Origin of the sequence: Acetohalobium arabaticum DSM 5501 (assembly GCF_000144695.1) — a bacterium.
In the GTDB taxonomy this organism is placed as follows: Bacteria; Bacillota; Halanaerobiia; order Halobacteroidales; family Acetohalobiaceae; genus Acetohalobium; species Acetohalobium arabaticum.
Map to the genome: position 1 here is coordinate 408,129 of NC_014378.1, position 14,619 is coordinate 422,747.

The 14,619-nt window shown below is 34.8% G+C and carries 16 protein-coding genes, 3 tRNA genes and 1 other annotated feature; of the genes, 16 read left to right on the plus strand and 3 right to left on the minus strand.

What is annotated here, in order from left to right; all coding sequences use genetic code 11:
• The first annotated feature begins 116 nt into the window (after nt 1–116).
• The 4 genes from acear_RS02025 (at nt 117) to acear_RS12995 (ending at nt 3,608) form a co-directional block, all read left to right on the plus strand.
• Entirely contained in the window at nt 117–806 is a 690-nt protein-coding gene (locus acear_RS02025) for an ABC transporter ATP-binding protein (RefSeq protein WP_013277367.1), read from the plus strand.
• Nucleotides 807–817: 11 nt separating this feature from the next.
• Nucleotides 818–2,074, plus strand: coding sequence for an ABC transporter permease (locus acear_RS02030; RefSeq protein WP_013277368.1), 1,257 nt, complete (start codon nt 818–820; stop codon nt 2,072–2,074).
• 14 nt (nt 2,075–2,088) lie between these two features.
• Nucleotides 2,089–3,354, plus strand: a complete 1,266-nt coding sequence (locus tag acear_RS02035) for an ABC transporter permease (protein WP_013277369.1) — start codon at nt 2,089–2,091, stop codon at nt 3,352–3,354.
• 77 nt (nt 3,355–3,431) lie between these two features.
• A complete protein-coding gene (locus tag acear_RS12995; RefSeq protein WP_013277370.1) occupies nt 3,432–3,608 on the plus strand; it encodes a hypothetical protein in 177 nt (58 codons plus the stop codon).
• Between the two features lie 68 nt (nt 3,609–3,676).
• Here the strand turns inward: acear_RS12995 and acear_RS12900 are convergent, their stop codons facing one another.
• The 3 genes from acear_RS12900 to acear_RS02050 form a co-directional block, all read right to left on the minus strand.
• Entirely contained in the window at nt 3,677–3,805 is a 129-nt protein-coding gene (locus acear_RS12900) for a hypothetical protein (protein ID WP_280956770.1), read from the minus strand.
• A 106-nt stretch (nt 3,806–3,911) separates the two neighbouring features.
• A complete protein-coding gene (locus tag acear_RS02045; protein ID WP_013277371.1) occupies nt 3,912–5,213 on the minus strand; it encodes an RNA-guided endonuclease InsQ/TnpB family protein in 1,302 nt (433 codons plus the stop codon).
• 277 nt (nt 5,214–5,490) lie between these two features.
• Complete coding sequence (locus tag acear_RS02050) at nt 5,491–5,709, minus strand: YkvA family protein (protein WP_013277372.1); 219 nt, start codon at nt 5,707–5,709, stop codon at nt 5,491–5,493.
• Between the two features lie 298 nt (nt 5,710–6,007).
• Here acear_RS02050 and rd point away from each other — a divergent pair, with 298 nt between their 5' ends.
• From rd to infC, 12 genes are all read left to right on the plus strand, one after another.
• Nucleotides 6,008–6,169: a rubredoxin gene (rd, locus tag acear_RS02055; RefSeq protein ID WP_013277373.1), complete on the plus strand. Its 162-nt coding sequence runs from the start codon at nt 6,008–6,010 to the stop codon at nt 6,167–6,169.
• A gap of 82 nt (nt 6,170–6,251) precedes the next feature.
• Nucleotides 6,252–7,412 carry an FprA family A-type flavoprotein gene (locus acear_RS02060; RefSeq protein WP_013277374.1) on the plus strand — a complete coding sequence of 387 codons (1,161 nt, stop codon included), beginning with the start codon at nt 6,252–6,254 and terminating at the stop codon, nt 7,410–7,412.
• A gap of 236 nt (nt 7,413–7,648) precedes the next feature.
• Nucleotides 7,649–8,113, plus strand: a complete 465-nt coding sequence (locus acear_RS02065) for a hypothetical protein (protein WP_013277375.1) — start codon at nt 7,649–7,651, stop codon at nt 8,111–8,113.
• 131 nt (nt 8,114–8,244) lie between these two features.
• Nucleotides 8,245–8,448, plus strand: coding sequence for a cold-shock protein (locus acear_RS02070; protein WP_013277376.1), 204 nt, complete (start codon nt 8,245–8,247; stop codon nt 8,446–8,448).
• Between the two features lie 172 nt (nt 8,449–8,620).
• Nucleotides 8,621–9,118 (plus strand): cell wall hydrolase, encoded by a 498-nt coding sequence (locus acear_RS02075; protein WP_013277377.1) that lies wholly within the window; start codon nt 8,621–8,623, stop codon nt 9,116–9,118.
• A 44-nt stretch (nt 9,119–9,162) separates the two neighbouring features.
• A complete protein-coding gene (locus acear_RS02080) occupies nt 9,163–10,512 on the plus strand; it encodes a germination protein YpeB (RefSeq protein ID WP_013277378.1) in 1,350 nt (449 codons plus the stop codon).
• A 160-nt stretch (nt 10,513–10,672) separates the two neighbouring features.
• Nucleotides 10,673–10,749 (plus strand) — tRNA-Cys (locus acear_RS02085).
• Nucleotides 10,750–10,755: 6 nt separating this feature from the next.
• Nucleotides 10,756–10,845 (plus strand) — tRNA-Leu (locus acear_RS02090).
• A gap of 7 nt (nt 10,846–10,852) precedes the next feature.
• Nucleotides 10,853–10,927, plus strand: a tRNA-Val gene (locus acear_RS02095).
• A gap of 171 nt (nt 10,928–11,098) precedes the next feature.
• Nucleotides 11,099–11,515, plus strand: coding sequence for a potassium channel family protein (locus acear_RS02100; RefSeq protein ID WP_013277379.1), 417 nt, complete (start codon nt 11,099–11,101; stop codon nt 11,513–11,515).
• Between the two features lie 72 nt (nt 11,516–11,587).
• Nucleotides 11,588–11,838: a binding site (T-box leader), on the plus strand.
• A gap of 57 nt (nt 11,839–11,895) precedes the next feature.
• Complete coding sequence (gene thrS, locus acear_RS02105) at nt 11,896–13,815, plus strand: threonine--tRNA ligase (protein ID WP_013277380.1); 1,920 nt, start codon at nt 11,896–11,898, stop codon at nt 13,813–13,815.
• A gap of 265 nt (nt 13,816–14,080) precedes the next feature.
• Complete coding sequence (gene infC / locus acear_RS02110; protein ID WP_013277381.1) at nt 14,081–14,605, plus strand: translation initiation factor IF-3; 525 nt, start codon at nt 14,081–14,083, stop codon at nt 14,603–14,605.
• Nucleotides 14,606–14,619 lie beyond the last annotated feature (14 nt).

The following is a 14,619-nucleotide window of genomic DNA, read 5'->3' on the forward strand; positions in this document are numbered from 1 at the left end:
TTTAAAAGGGTAGGTTTTATTTTTGCTTAATGAATTTAAATAGCAGGATAAAGTAAGAATAATAGAGAAGATATCTACTATTAACATTCTTGATTAAGAAGAGGAGGAGAAACTGAATGTCTCTATTGGAGTTAAAGGAGGTTGAGAAGATTTATCGCCAGAGTAAGGTTGAGGTACCGGCTTTGCGTGGTGTGGATTTAACAATTGAAGAAGGCGGTTTTGTCTCAATTGCTGGACCTTCCGGGTCGGGAAAGACGACATTGCTAAATCTAGTCGGCTGTTTGGATACTCCTACTGAAGGCCAAATTACTTTTGGCGGCGAAGAGATTAGTCGATTGTCACAGGATGAGCTAGCAATGCTGAGGCGCCATAATTTCGGTTTTATCTTTCAGGATTTTAATCTAATTCCTGTCCTAACAGCTTATGAAAATGTTGAGTTTGCTCTTAAACTGATTAACAATCAAGAACAGGCAAAAATTAACCAGCGGGTAATGGAAATTTTAACAGCAGTTGGACTAGGAGATTTAGCCGATAGACAGCCAAATGAATTATCAGGTGGCCAAAAACAGCGGGTATCAATTGCCCGAGCATTAGTTAAAGAGCCTAAGCTGGTATTGGCTGATGAACCAACAGCTAATCTTGATTCAGAGACTAGTCAGGATGTGTTAAAGGTAATGGTAGAGATGAATAAGAAGCTGGATACAACTTTTATTTTCTCTACTCATGACCCGTTAGTAATGGATTATGCTCAGCGTTTAATTAAGCTGAGGGATGGCGAGATTGTCAAGGATGAAATGATTAATTAAGGATTTTAATTATGTGGGAGGTGTTGCTGATCTTCTTTATTAGATTGGCTTTGAAGAACTTAACCCGACATAAACGCCGGGTTTTAGTTACGGCTTCTATAATTGCATTGGGAATTGCAATCTTTCTAATCTATGATTCGATTCAGATAGGAATTAATGAGTTATCCTTTAATAATATCAAGAATTTAGAGACCGGAGATCTGCAGGTGGTTAATAAAGATTATTGGACTAAGCGAGAAGAACTTTCGCTGAGAAATCTTATACATCAAGAGCAGGACTTACTGCAGATAATCAGAAAAACTCCTTACTTTGAAGCTCTATCGTCACAGCTGAAGTTTTCAGCTAATCTCAATAATGGTACTGATGAATTACCTGTTGTAGCCTGCGGTATTGATCCCTATCAGCATAAGAAAGTCTTTACTACTGAGGACTATCTAGTTGAAGGTAGAATGTTGGAGAATGGTAGATATGAAGCGGTATTAGGAAAGAAATTAGCAGATTTAATGGAATTAAAAATAGGCGATTATCTAACTTTACTCTTTAGGACGCCGCAAGATACCTTTAATACTATTGATGTTGAAATTGTTGGTTTAGTCCATACCAATAATCCTGATGTCAATAATAATTTAGTCTATCTTCCCTTAGAAACTGCTCAGCAGGCTTTAAATTTAAATAATAGAGTAAGTCAGATAGTAGTTAAGTTAAATTATGATGGAAAGGCAGTAGAAGCAGCAGAAGAATTATCAACAGAATTAACAAATTATAATCAGAAATTAACTGCTCATTCTTGGCGTGATTCAGCCGGAGAGGTTATTGCTATGAGTAAAGTTGAAACAATAGAAAAGTTAATTATGATGTCCGCTATATTATTGATTGCTGCAGTAGGAATTGTGAATACTATTATTTTATCCTCATTAGAGAGAACTAAAGAGATTGGTATGATGAAGGCTTTAGGATTGAAAGAAAGAGAGATTGTTCTAACTTTTATTGGAGAAGCGATAGGAATTGGTTTAATCGGTGGATTTATCGGATCATTGATAGGAATTATAGCCATTTTTTATTTAAATACTCAAGGACTTGATTTATCTGTTTTTGGTGGAGTAGAAGATTGGGGATTACCAATTATGAGTAAATTATATGGTCATTGGAATCCACCAGCTTTTTTATTTGTTAATGCTTTTGGTATAATTGTTTCTTTTTTAGCAAGTATTTTACCGGCTCGATGGGCAGCACGCAAAGACCCTGTAGAAGCTATTTATGATCGTTAAAGGAGGCAGTATCAGTGTCATTCTTATGGAACTTAGCATCCAAGAATTTATTTCGTAATAAATTAAGAACTTCAATTTCTATTTTAGCTATTGCTCTATCTGTAGCCCTAGTTGTCTTCGTTAAAGGTTTAGTAGTTGGAATGATTGATAATATGTTTAGTCTCCATATTCAGTATGAAGCTGGACATGCCAAGATTATTAATCAGGAGTATCAACAGAAAGAAAGACTGCTTTCGCTAAATTATCCTGTTGATGGATTTAATGGAGCGGGAATTACTAATATGGAACAGAAATTAACAGAAATTGAAGGAGTAAAAAGAGTAATCCCGCGAATTAAGTTTGGCGCATCCGTTATTCAAGATCAAGAGGATAATTTAGTTCGATTGATGGGGTGGGGAGTTCAGCCCAAGAAAGAGCTGGAATTTACTAATATTGGGGAGAAGCTAACAGCTGGGAGAATGATAAAGCCCGGTCGAAAAGAAGTTATATTAGGAAAAGATCTGCTTCAGAAGCTGGATTTAGATGTAGGGGAAAAGGTGACCTTTCTATACCAGACTTCTTTTGGTTCTTTTAAAGGATCTACTTTTAAGATAGTAGGGCAGATTGCCAGTAGTTTAAAGCTGTTAGATGAAAAGGTTTTCTATCTTTCTTTAGATCAGACACAAAGAATATTGGAGATGTCGGATATGGCAACGGAACTTCTATTAGAAACTAATAATTATCGAAAAATAGATCAGATACTACCTAAAGTAAATGAGTTATTTGAACAAGAAGGAGCAGAAGAGTATCAACTTATTTCCTGGAATCGAGGTTATGATATGATTAATATGTTACAGATAGCCCAAAGAATCTATAATTTTATCTATATATTTTTAGTTATTCTGGCAGGAATAGTAGTAGTGAATACTATGATTATGATAGTTAAGGAACGGACAAAAGAGATTGGAATGATGACGGCGTTAGGTTTGAAGCAGCGGGAGATACTTATTATGTTTATCATGGAAGGAACAGTTATGGGAATAGTTGGTAGTCTGGTGGGAGTGGTTATTGGCGGAGCAATTACAAAGATAACTGCTGTAACTGAGATTATTGATTATAGTGCAGCAATGTCTGGAGTAAGTGAGAATATATTAATAAATCCGGTGGTACGTCCAGTAGTAAGCGGAGAAACTTTGCTCTATTCTTTTATTCTAGGAGTAGTTATTACGGCGCTGACCTGTATTATTCCTGCCCGAAGGGCAGCAAAACTGGAACCGGCTGATGCTTTGCGAAGTAATTGATTTTAAAGCAAAAAACTACCTGAGTAGTGAGTTTGAAATCAAACCATACTAGATAATGAAAAATAATTAGGAGGGATATTATCCAACAAATAAAGAGAACCAAAGAAGGAGCAATTCCTACTGCTCTTGGTACTGTAGTTACTGGTTTAGGAATTGGTATGCGTTCTGTTAATCCGGCTTTAGGATGGGGGATTGCTGGTTTTGGTTTAGCTCATGTTCTACTAGGAGCAATTGATTTAGTTGAGCATCAATAATTAAACATTAGATTATATTAGGGAACCCATGATTCTACGGGTTCCTTAATATTTAAATGATAATTAATCTATTCAATATCAATTACTTCATCTTCTGATACTTTGTTATCTTTTTTCTTCCATTCTTTATACCGCTGTATTTCACCGCTGATTTGATTCATTAGTGAACTACTCGGCATTGAAATACCGAGCTTCATGGTCGCCTGCTTTTATGGGAGTTACCCGTAATATCAAGCAAGTTACCCAATCGGCGTGTCCAACGCCACTACTCCTATCCAGTTAATACTGGACTTGGAGGTACTTTTAAGCTGCAAATTGATGATTATTCCAGTTATATTTAACCGGATTTGATAACCCTTTTACCTGCAGAGTAATATCTGGCCCTTTACGTCGCTGCTGTAAGTATTTGCGTAAGATATTAAATGCACCTATGCTGTCGGCATTAAAAGCTTGATTGTTATCTTTATCAATATAAAGCCCTCTTTTAACTCGGTTAGATTTATTAGCATATTTCTTAGTTACTTTTTTACTGTAAGGGCTGCATTGGCTGGTATATTTTTCACTCTTCTTGATTAAAGTAATCCCTTGTAAATTAAGTTTATACTCTAGCTGGTGATAGATAATATCAAAAGGTAGTTTATGGAGTTTTTGATTATTCTGTTTCCCTAAATCAGCATCATCACGAATATTTTTTATATCACCAACGATTACTCTAGATATATTATTTTCAACACAGTAATTAACAACTTTTTTAGTTGCACTATGGATTAGGTGAAATAATTGTTTGCGTCGCTTTTTATATAGATTTTGGATACGTTTAGAAGTCTTTTTACCTTGACCATTCAAAATTGATTGATAATGTTTAATCTTTTTATCGAAGTAACGATTAATAGCTAAATACTGTCCGCCATCAATAATAAAGCTTTCTTGATTTTGATTGCTGTAGCAAGTCATTAGATTATTAATGCCTAGATCAATACTTAAATAATTACCGTCATCTTCTTTAATAGTAGGAGTATCTACTTTATAAGTTAAGATTACCTTATAAGTATCATCACTTAAAGGCTTAAACTCAATTCTAGTAGTTGAGTTAAGGATATCTCTATTACTGGATAACAGCTCATTAGGCACTCTTATCCATAAAAATTTATTGGTAATAGAGTATTCTTCTTTCAGATACTCTTTTAATTGTTTAGGAATAGATAATCTTAACTTACCATCAATAATTTTAAAGCCATTATTGAGATAACGAAAGTTAAACTTACTATCTTTGGGTTTATAGTTAGGTGAATTAGGTTTACCGTTATATTTATCAGGATTATCTTGATAATCTTCCATACTTTGATAAAAGCTATCCCAGTTATCAGCTAAAATTTTAAGTGTTTCCTGTGCTGTCTGAGAGGGTAAGTTTTTATACCAAAAGTTATCTTTTAACTGCTTCTTTTGTTTATACCAATCAGGATAATTTTTAGCACTATCTTTAGACCAATCTTTACGTTGATAATTACCGATATTATATAATCTAGCACTGGCATAAGCTAAACAACCTAATACAATTTGTTGAGTTTGATTAGGTTTATGGATAAAATGTTTAGCTAACTTCAATTAGTCCACCTCCTTCCAATATTATGCAAATATTATTATTTAGATTTTTGATTTTCAATATATTGCTTAACCGTATCTTGTAAGATATTGCTTACAGTTGTTATCACCTTCCACATATAGTATATCATATATGCTTTTAAATATCAAATATATAAATGGTTAAAGAGATTACATATAGTTTATGTATTGAATAAAAAATAACCTATTCTTTGATATTGGATCAAAGAATAGGTAGTAAATTCATCACCCATATAAATAAGGGTGGGTTCTTTACTATTTATCCTAACATAAAAGCAGCGGCATCATCAGTAAATCCGGCTACTGGAATAAAATCTGGTACAAGATCAGTAGGTAATACTAAATAGGCTAAACAGGCAATGATTGAGCCTAAGGTTCCATCATCAATATAAAAGTCCTGATTTGAGTGATCCCGCAGCATAGCTACAAATAATTTAACCTTATCTAAAAAATTAATTTTACTGCTTTTTTTGTCCAAAAATTTCTCTACTTTATCTAAATTTATTTGTTAAACGTCCCAAAAACTTTAGAATTTCTGTTTCTGTAAAGTTAGCCATAGGAATATTCCTCCTTATTTTATAGTCTATAATTGATATATTTCTGTTTAATTTATTTATTTCCTTGTAGAATTAAGATTTAAAGCGATTATTAGATTTAGCTAATGTAGGAATAATTATTTATAAGATAATAATATTATAAGTAGTTGACAAAATTAATCATAATATATATACTAGAAATAGTTATTATTATCACAAATAGAATGGAGGTGGCTGATAATGGATAAATATCGTTGTGAAGTCTGTGGATATGTCTATGATCCGGAAGAAGGAGATTCAAATGCTGGAATAGAAGCAGGAACATCCTTTGAAGACCTACCTGAGGATTGGGTCTGTCCTTTATGTGGGGTAGGAAAAGATCAATTTGTAAAAGAAGAGTAGTATAATACAGAAAACAGTTTGCACTTTGGCATATTAGTTTCCAAACTGAATTTATGCTAAAGATATTAAAGGAGGAAGAAGAATGCAGCCAATAGAAATAAAAGAAAATATTTACTGGGTAGGAGGAATTGATTGGAATCTAAGGAACTTTCACGGTTACTCTACTGACCGGGGTTCTACTTATAATGCTTACTTAATTATTGATGATCAGATTACACTTGTTGATACAGTAAAGTCAAATCTTTATGATGAAATGATAGAGCGGATCTCTAAAGTAATTGATCCAGCAGAGATTGATTATATTGTATCTAATCATGTGGAGATGGATCATTCTGGCGGTTTACCAGAACTTATGGAGGTTGTTGAAGATGCAACAGTAATCACCTCTCCTAAAGGAGAAGAAGGACTGAAGCTTCATTATGATGGAGATTGGGATTTTAAAGCTGTTAATCCGGGAGAATCATTAGATTTAGGAACTAAGAGCCTGGAATTTGTCTTAACTCCGATGGTGCATTGGCCGGATAATATGGTTACTTATCTACCGGAGGACAAGATACTCTTTTCTAATGATGCTTTTGGACAGCATTATGCATCATCAGAACGATTTGATGATCAAACTCCTTATGATATTATTATGGAAGAAGCTAAGAAGTATTATGCTAATATAGTTCTGCCCTACAGCAGTCAGGTGCAGAATGTTTTAGGTACTGTAGGAGATTTAGAGATTGAAACAATTGCTCCTTCACATGGTATAATCTGGCGGTCTAATATTGGAGAGATTATTCAGAAATATAAGAAATGGTCGGCTAATGAAACAGAAGAGGAAGCAGTAATTATTTATGATACTATGTGGGAGTCTACTGCTAAGATTGCTTCTGGTATTCAGAAGGCTTTTGAAGCTAAAGGCATCAATACTAAAATGAAGAAACTTGGCGTTAATCATATTTCTGATGTTATGACAGATGTTATGACTGCCAAGTATATCTGTGTTGGTTCTCCGACGCTGAATAATAATATGCTGCCTGAGGTAGCAGCTTTTTTAACCTATCTTAAGGGACTAGCACCTAAAGATAGGATTGGTTTAGCCTTTGGTTCTTACGGCTGGGGCGGTCAGAGTGTGAGCCAAGTAGCAGATGTATTAGAAGAATGTGGTTTTGAGCTTCTTGGTCAGATTAAAGAACAGTATATACCAGATAATTTAGAAGGAATAACCAAAGAAGTAAAGGAATTACTTAGGGGTTAAATTCAAGAATATATTGTTATAATTATTTTCTAACCTAGGACTTTATTGATTTCAATAAAGTCCTAGGTATTACTTTTGATTATTGCCCTTCATCGCTTATAGTCAGAGATGCAGACCAAATTAAAAAAGAGGATTTAATAATGATTTGTAGAATAATAGCTATAGTCGATAGTTTAATGTCCAATAATTCATGCTATTAAAAATAGGGGGTTAAAGAAAGGAAGGGTTAAGTAAGTATGAAGAAGCATATAAAGAGTAAGCTTACCAACTTAGTTGTTTGGTTTGAAGCTATACTATCAATCTTTATATTAATTGCTATTTTAATTGGATTCATTGATTTAATTAAATATTTTAGAATTATCTTTAGTTTAGCACCCCAGAATTCCTATAAATATTTTCAAAATTTTTTAAGTTATATCTTATTATTAGTAATTGGATTAGAGATGATTATTATGTTAATCCGACATACTCCTGGTAGTGTAATAGAGGTCTTGATTTTTGGGATAGCAAGAAAGTTATTAATTCATTCTGATAATATGATTGATATAGTATTAGGTATAGTTGCTTTGGCTGGTTTGTTTGGAATTAAAAAGTATTTATTTGAGAATAAGGAAGGGAATTTTATTAAACCAGAGAATGAGTTTATTATGAAGGAAGAGAATGAGTTTATTATGAAGGAGAAGATTAATAAAGAAAATTAGAATAAGATAAATGAATTAATTTTTTCACTGGACATGGAACTTTTTCTATGATAAAATTAATCTTGTCAATGGTTGTAAAATTATTGGCAAGAAATTAACTAAATAGGTTATAATTTTACGGAGGGATGTTAATGATTTTATCAGGAACAGTTAAATGGTTTGATACAAAAAAAGGTTATGGATTTATCGAAAGTGAAGAAGGGGAAGACGTTTTTGTTCATTATTCTGCAATTGATGAGGATGGATTTAAGACTTTAGAGGATGGACAGGAAGTAGAATTTGAGATTGTTGAAGGAGATAAAGGTCCTCAAGCTGAAAATGTAGTTAAAATATAAGTTAATTAATAATTTTAAATACAAATGGCTATCATTTAACCCTAGACAGTTTAAACTGTCTAGGGTTTTTTAATTTATAGAATGTAAATTTTAACATACTAAATAAGAATAAAAAGCCTTCAACTGCAAACACTATACTCGATAACGAAAAAGAAAATGGAGGCATAAGATAATGAAGAAGATAGCTACTGTATTAATTATAGTACTGCTTTTAGGTGTAGGAGGTTGGTTGGCAAGAGGCTGGATGACAGATAGACAGCTACAGCAGCAAGTCGAGCCGGTTCAGACAAGATGGGCCCCGAATTTTTGGAGTCTATCGCCAAATACTAGATTGATGGCAAGAACTATCTCAGCTGAAGCACGAGGTGAAACATATCTCGGTCAAGTAGCAGTAGGTTCAGTTATTATGAACCGAGTTAGAAGTGATAAATTTCCTAATTCAATTTCCGGAGTTATCTATCAACCATGGGCTTTTACTGCTGTTGCTCGGGGACATGTCTGGGACCATACTCCGGAATCAGATTCTATTCGTGCTGCTTTAGATGCAATGTCAGGTTGGGATCCGACTTATGGTTCAATCTATTATTATAATCCAGCTGATGTAACTACTTATTGGATCTTTTCTAGACCACAGGTAAGACAGATAGGAAAACATATCTTTGCACGGTAATCGCGGTAATATAGTTTTGGTAATTATAATAAGGAGTGATAATAATGAGGCGAAATGCTATAATCTTTATTCTAGTAATTGCTCTTGCAGCAGTAGGATACTGGGGATTTAAGAATAACAAGATTTTAGCCAAATGGGAGCTGCAGACGGAGAATCAGTATCGTAATGCTTTTGCTGAGTTAAATAATAATCTTAATTCCCTAGAAGATGAATTAGCTACTGCTTTGGTAACTAAATCCAATGAACGGCGATCAGTTAAGCTGAATAATATCTGGCGTGATGCCTTTGCAGCCCAAAAGGATTTAGGAGAGTTGCCAATTGCTGGTATTTCCTTAACTAAATTTAAAGATTTATTAGCTAAAATAGAAAGTTATACTTATCAATTATCTCAGGACAATATTAATGAAGACTTATCAGCTGAGGATTGGGATAATCTTAATCAGTTACATAGTCAGGTGCAGACAGTAGCCAAAGAAATGAAAGATATTCATAATAAGATTGAAAAAGAAGGTTTTAGATGGAGTGAACAGCGCCATATAATTTTAGAAAAGGAAGATTTAGAGGAAAATTCTATTCTAAGCAGTCTGCAGGGGCTAGAAGGCGAAGTAAGTAAAATAAATTTAAATCCAGATAATGAATCTATAAAAGATGGATTGCCAGAAAAGCTTAATCTACAGCTAGGAGAAGTAGAAAACGATCAGGAAGATAAAGTTGAGTCAAAAGAAGCCGTAGATGTAGCCCAGGAATTTATTGGAGCTCGTAGCAAAGAATTCAACTTTAGAGTAGCTAAAGATGAAAGGGATCCGGAGGCTAAAAGTATAACTACGGTAGTTGCTAATTCTAAGGATTTAGATGATAATAGAATTCATTTTGATATCAATCAAAATTCAGGTGATATAATCTGGTTTTTAGAACAGCGTCCCTTTAAAGATCCGGATTTAGAAGAGGAAGAGATTAAAAAAGAAGCTCGTAATTTTATAAAAGAGGTTGACTATGAAGAAAATTTAGCTTTAAAAGAAGTGAATTCTCAAAGGAATATTGGATTAGTTACCTTTGTTCCAAAGATTAAGGAAGTTTTATTCTATCCTCAACCGGTTAGAGTTAAAGTTGCTTTGGATAATGGAGATATTATGGGCCTTAATAATAGAGCCTTTTTAGTTAATAGAAATCTCTCTGAAGAGATGGACTTAGAACCTGGACTCAGCCTTGAAGAAGCAGAGGAAAAGGTAAATAAACGTTTGAAGTTAGTTTCAAATGATTTAGCTGTAATTAAGAATGATCAAGGTAAACCAGTATTAAGTTATGAATTTATTGGAGAATTTAAAAAAGAGCGCTATAGAGTCAACATCAATGCTGATACAGGACGTGAAGAACGAGTAGAAAAAGCTTCATAAATATTCTGATTAAGCATATAAAAGAGAATGAGATTGTATATTGTAGCAATATAGAGTTAAATAAATATAATCAGTTATAATGGTTATTTTATCTCTTTGACTATTTGGTGTTAATTTTATATACTGTTTTATGTCGCTAGTAATAAGCGGCAGACAAAAAGGTGGCATAGCCAAGTTGGTAAGGCGGAGGACTGCAAATCCTTTATTTCCCCGGTTCAAATCCGGGTGCCACCTCCAATAATCGCCGGGGTGGCGGAACTGGCAGACGCATCGGACTTAAAATCCGGTGAGCCTTCTGTGCTCGTGTGGGTTCGAATCCCACCCCCGGCACCATCTTTATGCGGACATAGCTCAGCGGGAGAGCGCTACGTTGACATCGTAGAAGCCGATGGTTCGATCCCATCTGTCCGCACCATTTATTATTACTGACATATTAACTATAAAAGGCTGTCGTCAGGACAGTCTTTTTTTGATTTTGGGTAGGAGAAATTAACAGTTCTGGCTTCGATAGCAGCAGAATTCGGGTTTGAAAGTGGTGTTTTTGCTGGAGGGATTTAATCTGTAATTTCTAGGTGAGGGGAGAATAATGAAGGAGATAATTATAATTGGAGTTGGAAGATTTGGTTTGAGTGTAGCTAAGGAATTATTTAAAAAAGGATATGAAATATTAGCAGTTGATAAGGATGAAACAAGAGTGCAAAAAGTAGCTAATTATGCTACTTATGCTGTTCAGGCTGATTTTACAAATGAAGATATTATGGAGAGATTTGAAATTGATAAATTTGATATAGGTATAGTAGGAATAGGAAAAAGCCTATATGATAATCTTGTTACTACCTTTGTTTTAAATAAGTTTAATGTTTCCCATATAGTAGTTAAGGCTAAAGACAAATTACAAGGGGAATTATTAAAGGAGATTGGAGCAGATAAGGTTGTATATCCGGAACGAGATATAGGAATTAAAATGGTTGAAGAATTAAATAATAGAGTTTTAGAATATTAAAGATAAAATTTTTTAGTTTATCTTGACATAGAAGTGATTAAGAGTTATAATATTTTCAAGTTGAATATTAGCTTAAAGACTATGAAGAGGACGAGTAAGTTAACATATATCTTTTCAGAGAAAGAAAGCCGTTGACTGCAAGCTTTCTAAGATATATTTAGCTGAAAACCCCCTTGGAGTCGGCGCCTGAAAGAGATTCGAGTACGGCTGTTCGGGAAATAATATTCCGTTATCCAGAATGAGATTATTCGTATAGTCTTGATTGGATAAGGCTGGCGAATAATTATAGAGTGGAACCACAAAAGCTACCTTTTGTCTCTATTTTAGGGATGAAAGGTTTTTTTAATTTGATTAAAAATTGATAAAGGAGAGATGATAGAGTGAATCAAGTAGATATAACTTTACCAGATGGTTCAGTCTTGGAATTTGATGAAGAAGTTACTGTCAGAGAGGTAGCCTTTGAAATTGGTCCTAGACTGGGAAAGGCTACGATAGCCGGAAAAGTTGATAGTAAAGAAGTTGATGCTGATTACGTAATTAATGATGATGTAGAATTGGAGATAATTACTATTGATTCAGAAGAAGGACTGGAGATCTACCGCCATAGTATGGCTCATATTATGGCCCAGGCAGTTGAGAGAATCTACGGTTCAGATGAAGTGCAATTAGCAATTGGGCCGTCTATTGAGGATGGATTCTATTATGATTTCGATATCCCTGAGAACTTCTCCGATAATGATTTAGAAGAGATTGAAGCAGAAATGCAGGAGATTATCGAAGAGGATTTAGAGATTGAACGGATTGAACTGAGTAAAAAAGAAGCAGTTGAGAAAATGAAGGACTTAGGAGAAGACTATAAGGTGGAGATGTTAGAAGAGCTTGAAGATGATGCTGTTAGTTTCTATCAGCAGGGGGATTTTATTGATCTCTGCCGGGGCCCCCATTTAACTTCAACCGGCAAGGCTAATGCTGAAGGATTTAAATTGTTGAATGTTGCTGGTGCCTACTGGCGCGGCGATGAAGACAATAAGATGCTGCAGAGAATCTATGGTACTGCTTTTCCTAATAAATCAGATCTAGAGGAACATCTAGATCGCTTAGAAGAAGCTAAAAAGCGGGATCATCGTAAGTTAGGCCAAAAATTAGATCTATTTAGCCTTCATGATGAAGGGAAAGGATTTCCTTTCTTCCATCCGAAGGGTATGGTGGTTAGGAATGAATTGATTGATTTCTGGAAGGAAGAACACCGCCAAGCTGGATATAAGGAGATCAAGACTCCGGTTATTCTAAACCAAGATTTATGGAAACAGTCTGGTCACTGGGATCACTATAAAGAAGATATGTACTTTACTGAAATAGATAAAGAGCCCCATGCAGTAAAGCCGATGAACTGCCCCGGCGGAATTTTGGTCTATAAAGATAAGATGCGCAGCTACCGTGATCTGCCAATTAGAATGGGAGAGTTAGGATTAGTCCACCGTCATGAACGGTCTGGAACTCTACATGGTTTAATGAGAGTAAGGAACTTTACGCAGGATGATGCCCATATCTTCTGTTTACCGTCCCAGATTGAAGAGGAGCTTACTGGAGTAATTAAGTTAGTAGATAGAATCTATGCTCCTTTTGGATTTAATTATAGAGTTGAATTGAGTACTAAACCTGATAAAGCCATGGGTTCTGATGAATTATGGGATAAGGCTACTGATGCCTTGCGTGAAGCTATTGAGGCTAATGATTTAGATTATAAGGTAAACGAAGGAGATGGTGCCTTCTACGGACCGAAGATTGATTTTCATCTAGAAGACTGTCTCGGCAGAACCTGGCAGTGCGGAACTGTTCAGCTTGATTTTCAGATGCCAGAACGCTTTGACTTAACCTATGTAGGGCAGGATGGAGAAGAACACCGACCGGTAATGATTCATCGGGCCATCTTTGGCAGTTTAGAGCGGTTTATGGGTATCTTAATTGAACATTATGCTGGTGCCTTCCCTACTTGGTTAGCACCTATCCAGACAGAAGTAATTCCTGTGACTGATGATCACTTAGATTATGCTTATCAAGTGAAGGAAGAATTAGCAGATGCTGGAGTTAGGGTTGAAGTTGATGCCCGTCAGGAAAAAGTAGGTTATAAGATTCGGGAAGCACAGGTTCAGCAGGTTCCTTATATGTTAATAGTGGGAGATGATGAAATAGAAGATAAGACTGTTTCAGTTCGTGATCGCCGTGAAGGAGACTTAGGTGCTAAAGATTTAGCTGAATTTAAAGCTGAGATTGTAAAAGAAATTGAAAATAGAGCATAATTTTAGTTTGACTTAGCTAAATGAATATGCTATAATTGAGTGGACAATAAAGTAGAAGCCATCCGCTTCTCACCCATCGGCTGGAGCTGATGCGGTTAATAAGTTAACTATACTACTTCTGATTGTTAGGAGAAGTATGGATAATTATTGAATCAAGCGGGTGGTCTATGTCTAAATAGGCTGCCCGTTTATTATATTTTAAGTGAATCTGTTGGTAGAGGCAGGTTTTGTTGTAATTTTGGTTTAACACTTTAGGAGGTGTGTAATAATTAGTAACGACGATTTAAGAGTTAATGAAAAGATTAGAGCTAGAGAGATTAGAGTGGTTGACAACGAGGGAGATCAGATAGGTATTATGCCCTTGAAGAAAGGTTTAGACATAGCTAAAGATAGAGGACTGGATTTGGTTGAAGTAGCCCCTAATGCTGAGCCGCCTGTGTGTAGAATCCTTGATTATGGGAAGTATAAGTATGAGCAGGCCAAAAAGGCTCAGAAAGCTAAACAGAATCAGAATGTAATGAATGTTAAAGAGGTTCAGATGAGTGTTAAGATTGAAGAACATGACTTTAACGTTAAAGTGAATATGGGCGAGAGATTCTTGAAGAATAAAGATAAAGTTAAGGTTAAGATTAAGTTTAGAGGTAGAGAGATTACTCATAAAGATTTAGGTTATGATCTGATGGAGGATTATTACTCTGAATTAGAGGACTTAGCTAAAATGGAGACTAAGCCGAAAATGGAAGGCCGTAATATGTTAATGATTTTAACTCCAATAAGTGATAAAAATTAGGAGGTAAATAAATT

Bases quoted from the DNA above. Each gene is read 5' to 3' on its own strand.
- acear_RS02025 (WP_013277367.1), top strand. From the start codon at position 117: ATGTCTCTATTGGAGTTAAAGGAGGTTGAGAAGATTTATCGCCAGAGT.
- acear_RS02030 (WP_013277368.1), top strand. From the start codon at position 818: ATGTGGGAGGTGTTGCTGATCTTCTTTATTAGATTGGCTTTGAAGAAC.
- acear_RS12900 (WP_280956770.1), bottom strand. From the start codon at position 3,805: ATGAAGCTCGGTATTTCAATGCCGAGTAGTTCACTAATGAATCAAATC.
- rd (WP_013277373.1), top strand. From the start codon at position 6,008: ATGGATAAATATCGTTGTGAAGTCTGTGGATATGTCTATGATCCGGAA.
- acear_RS02060 (WP_013277374.1), top strand. From the start codon at position 6,252: ATGCAGCCAATAGAAATAAAAGAAAATATTTACTGGGTAGGAGGAATT.
- acear_RS02065 (WP_013277375.1), top strand. From the start codon at position 7,649: ATGAAGAAGCATATAAAGAGTAAGCTTACCAACTTAGTTGTTTGGTTT.
- acear_RS02070 (WP_013277376.1), top strand. From the start codon at position 8,245: ATGATTTTATCAGGAACAGTTAAATGGTTTGATACAAAAAAAGGTTAT.
- acear_RS02075 (WP_013277377.1), top strand. From the start codon at position 8,621: ATGAAGAAGATAGCTACTGTATTAATTATAGTACTGCTTTTAGGTGTA.
- acear_RS02080 (WP_013277378.1), top strand. From the start codon at position 9,163: ATGAGGCGAAATGCTATAATCTTTATTCTAGTAATTGCTCTTGCAGCA.
- acear_RS02100 (WP_013277379.1), top strand. From the start codon at position 11,099: ATGAAGGAGATAATTATAATTGGAGTTGGAAGATTTGGTTTGAGTGTA.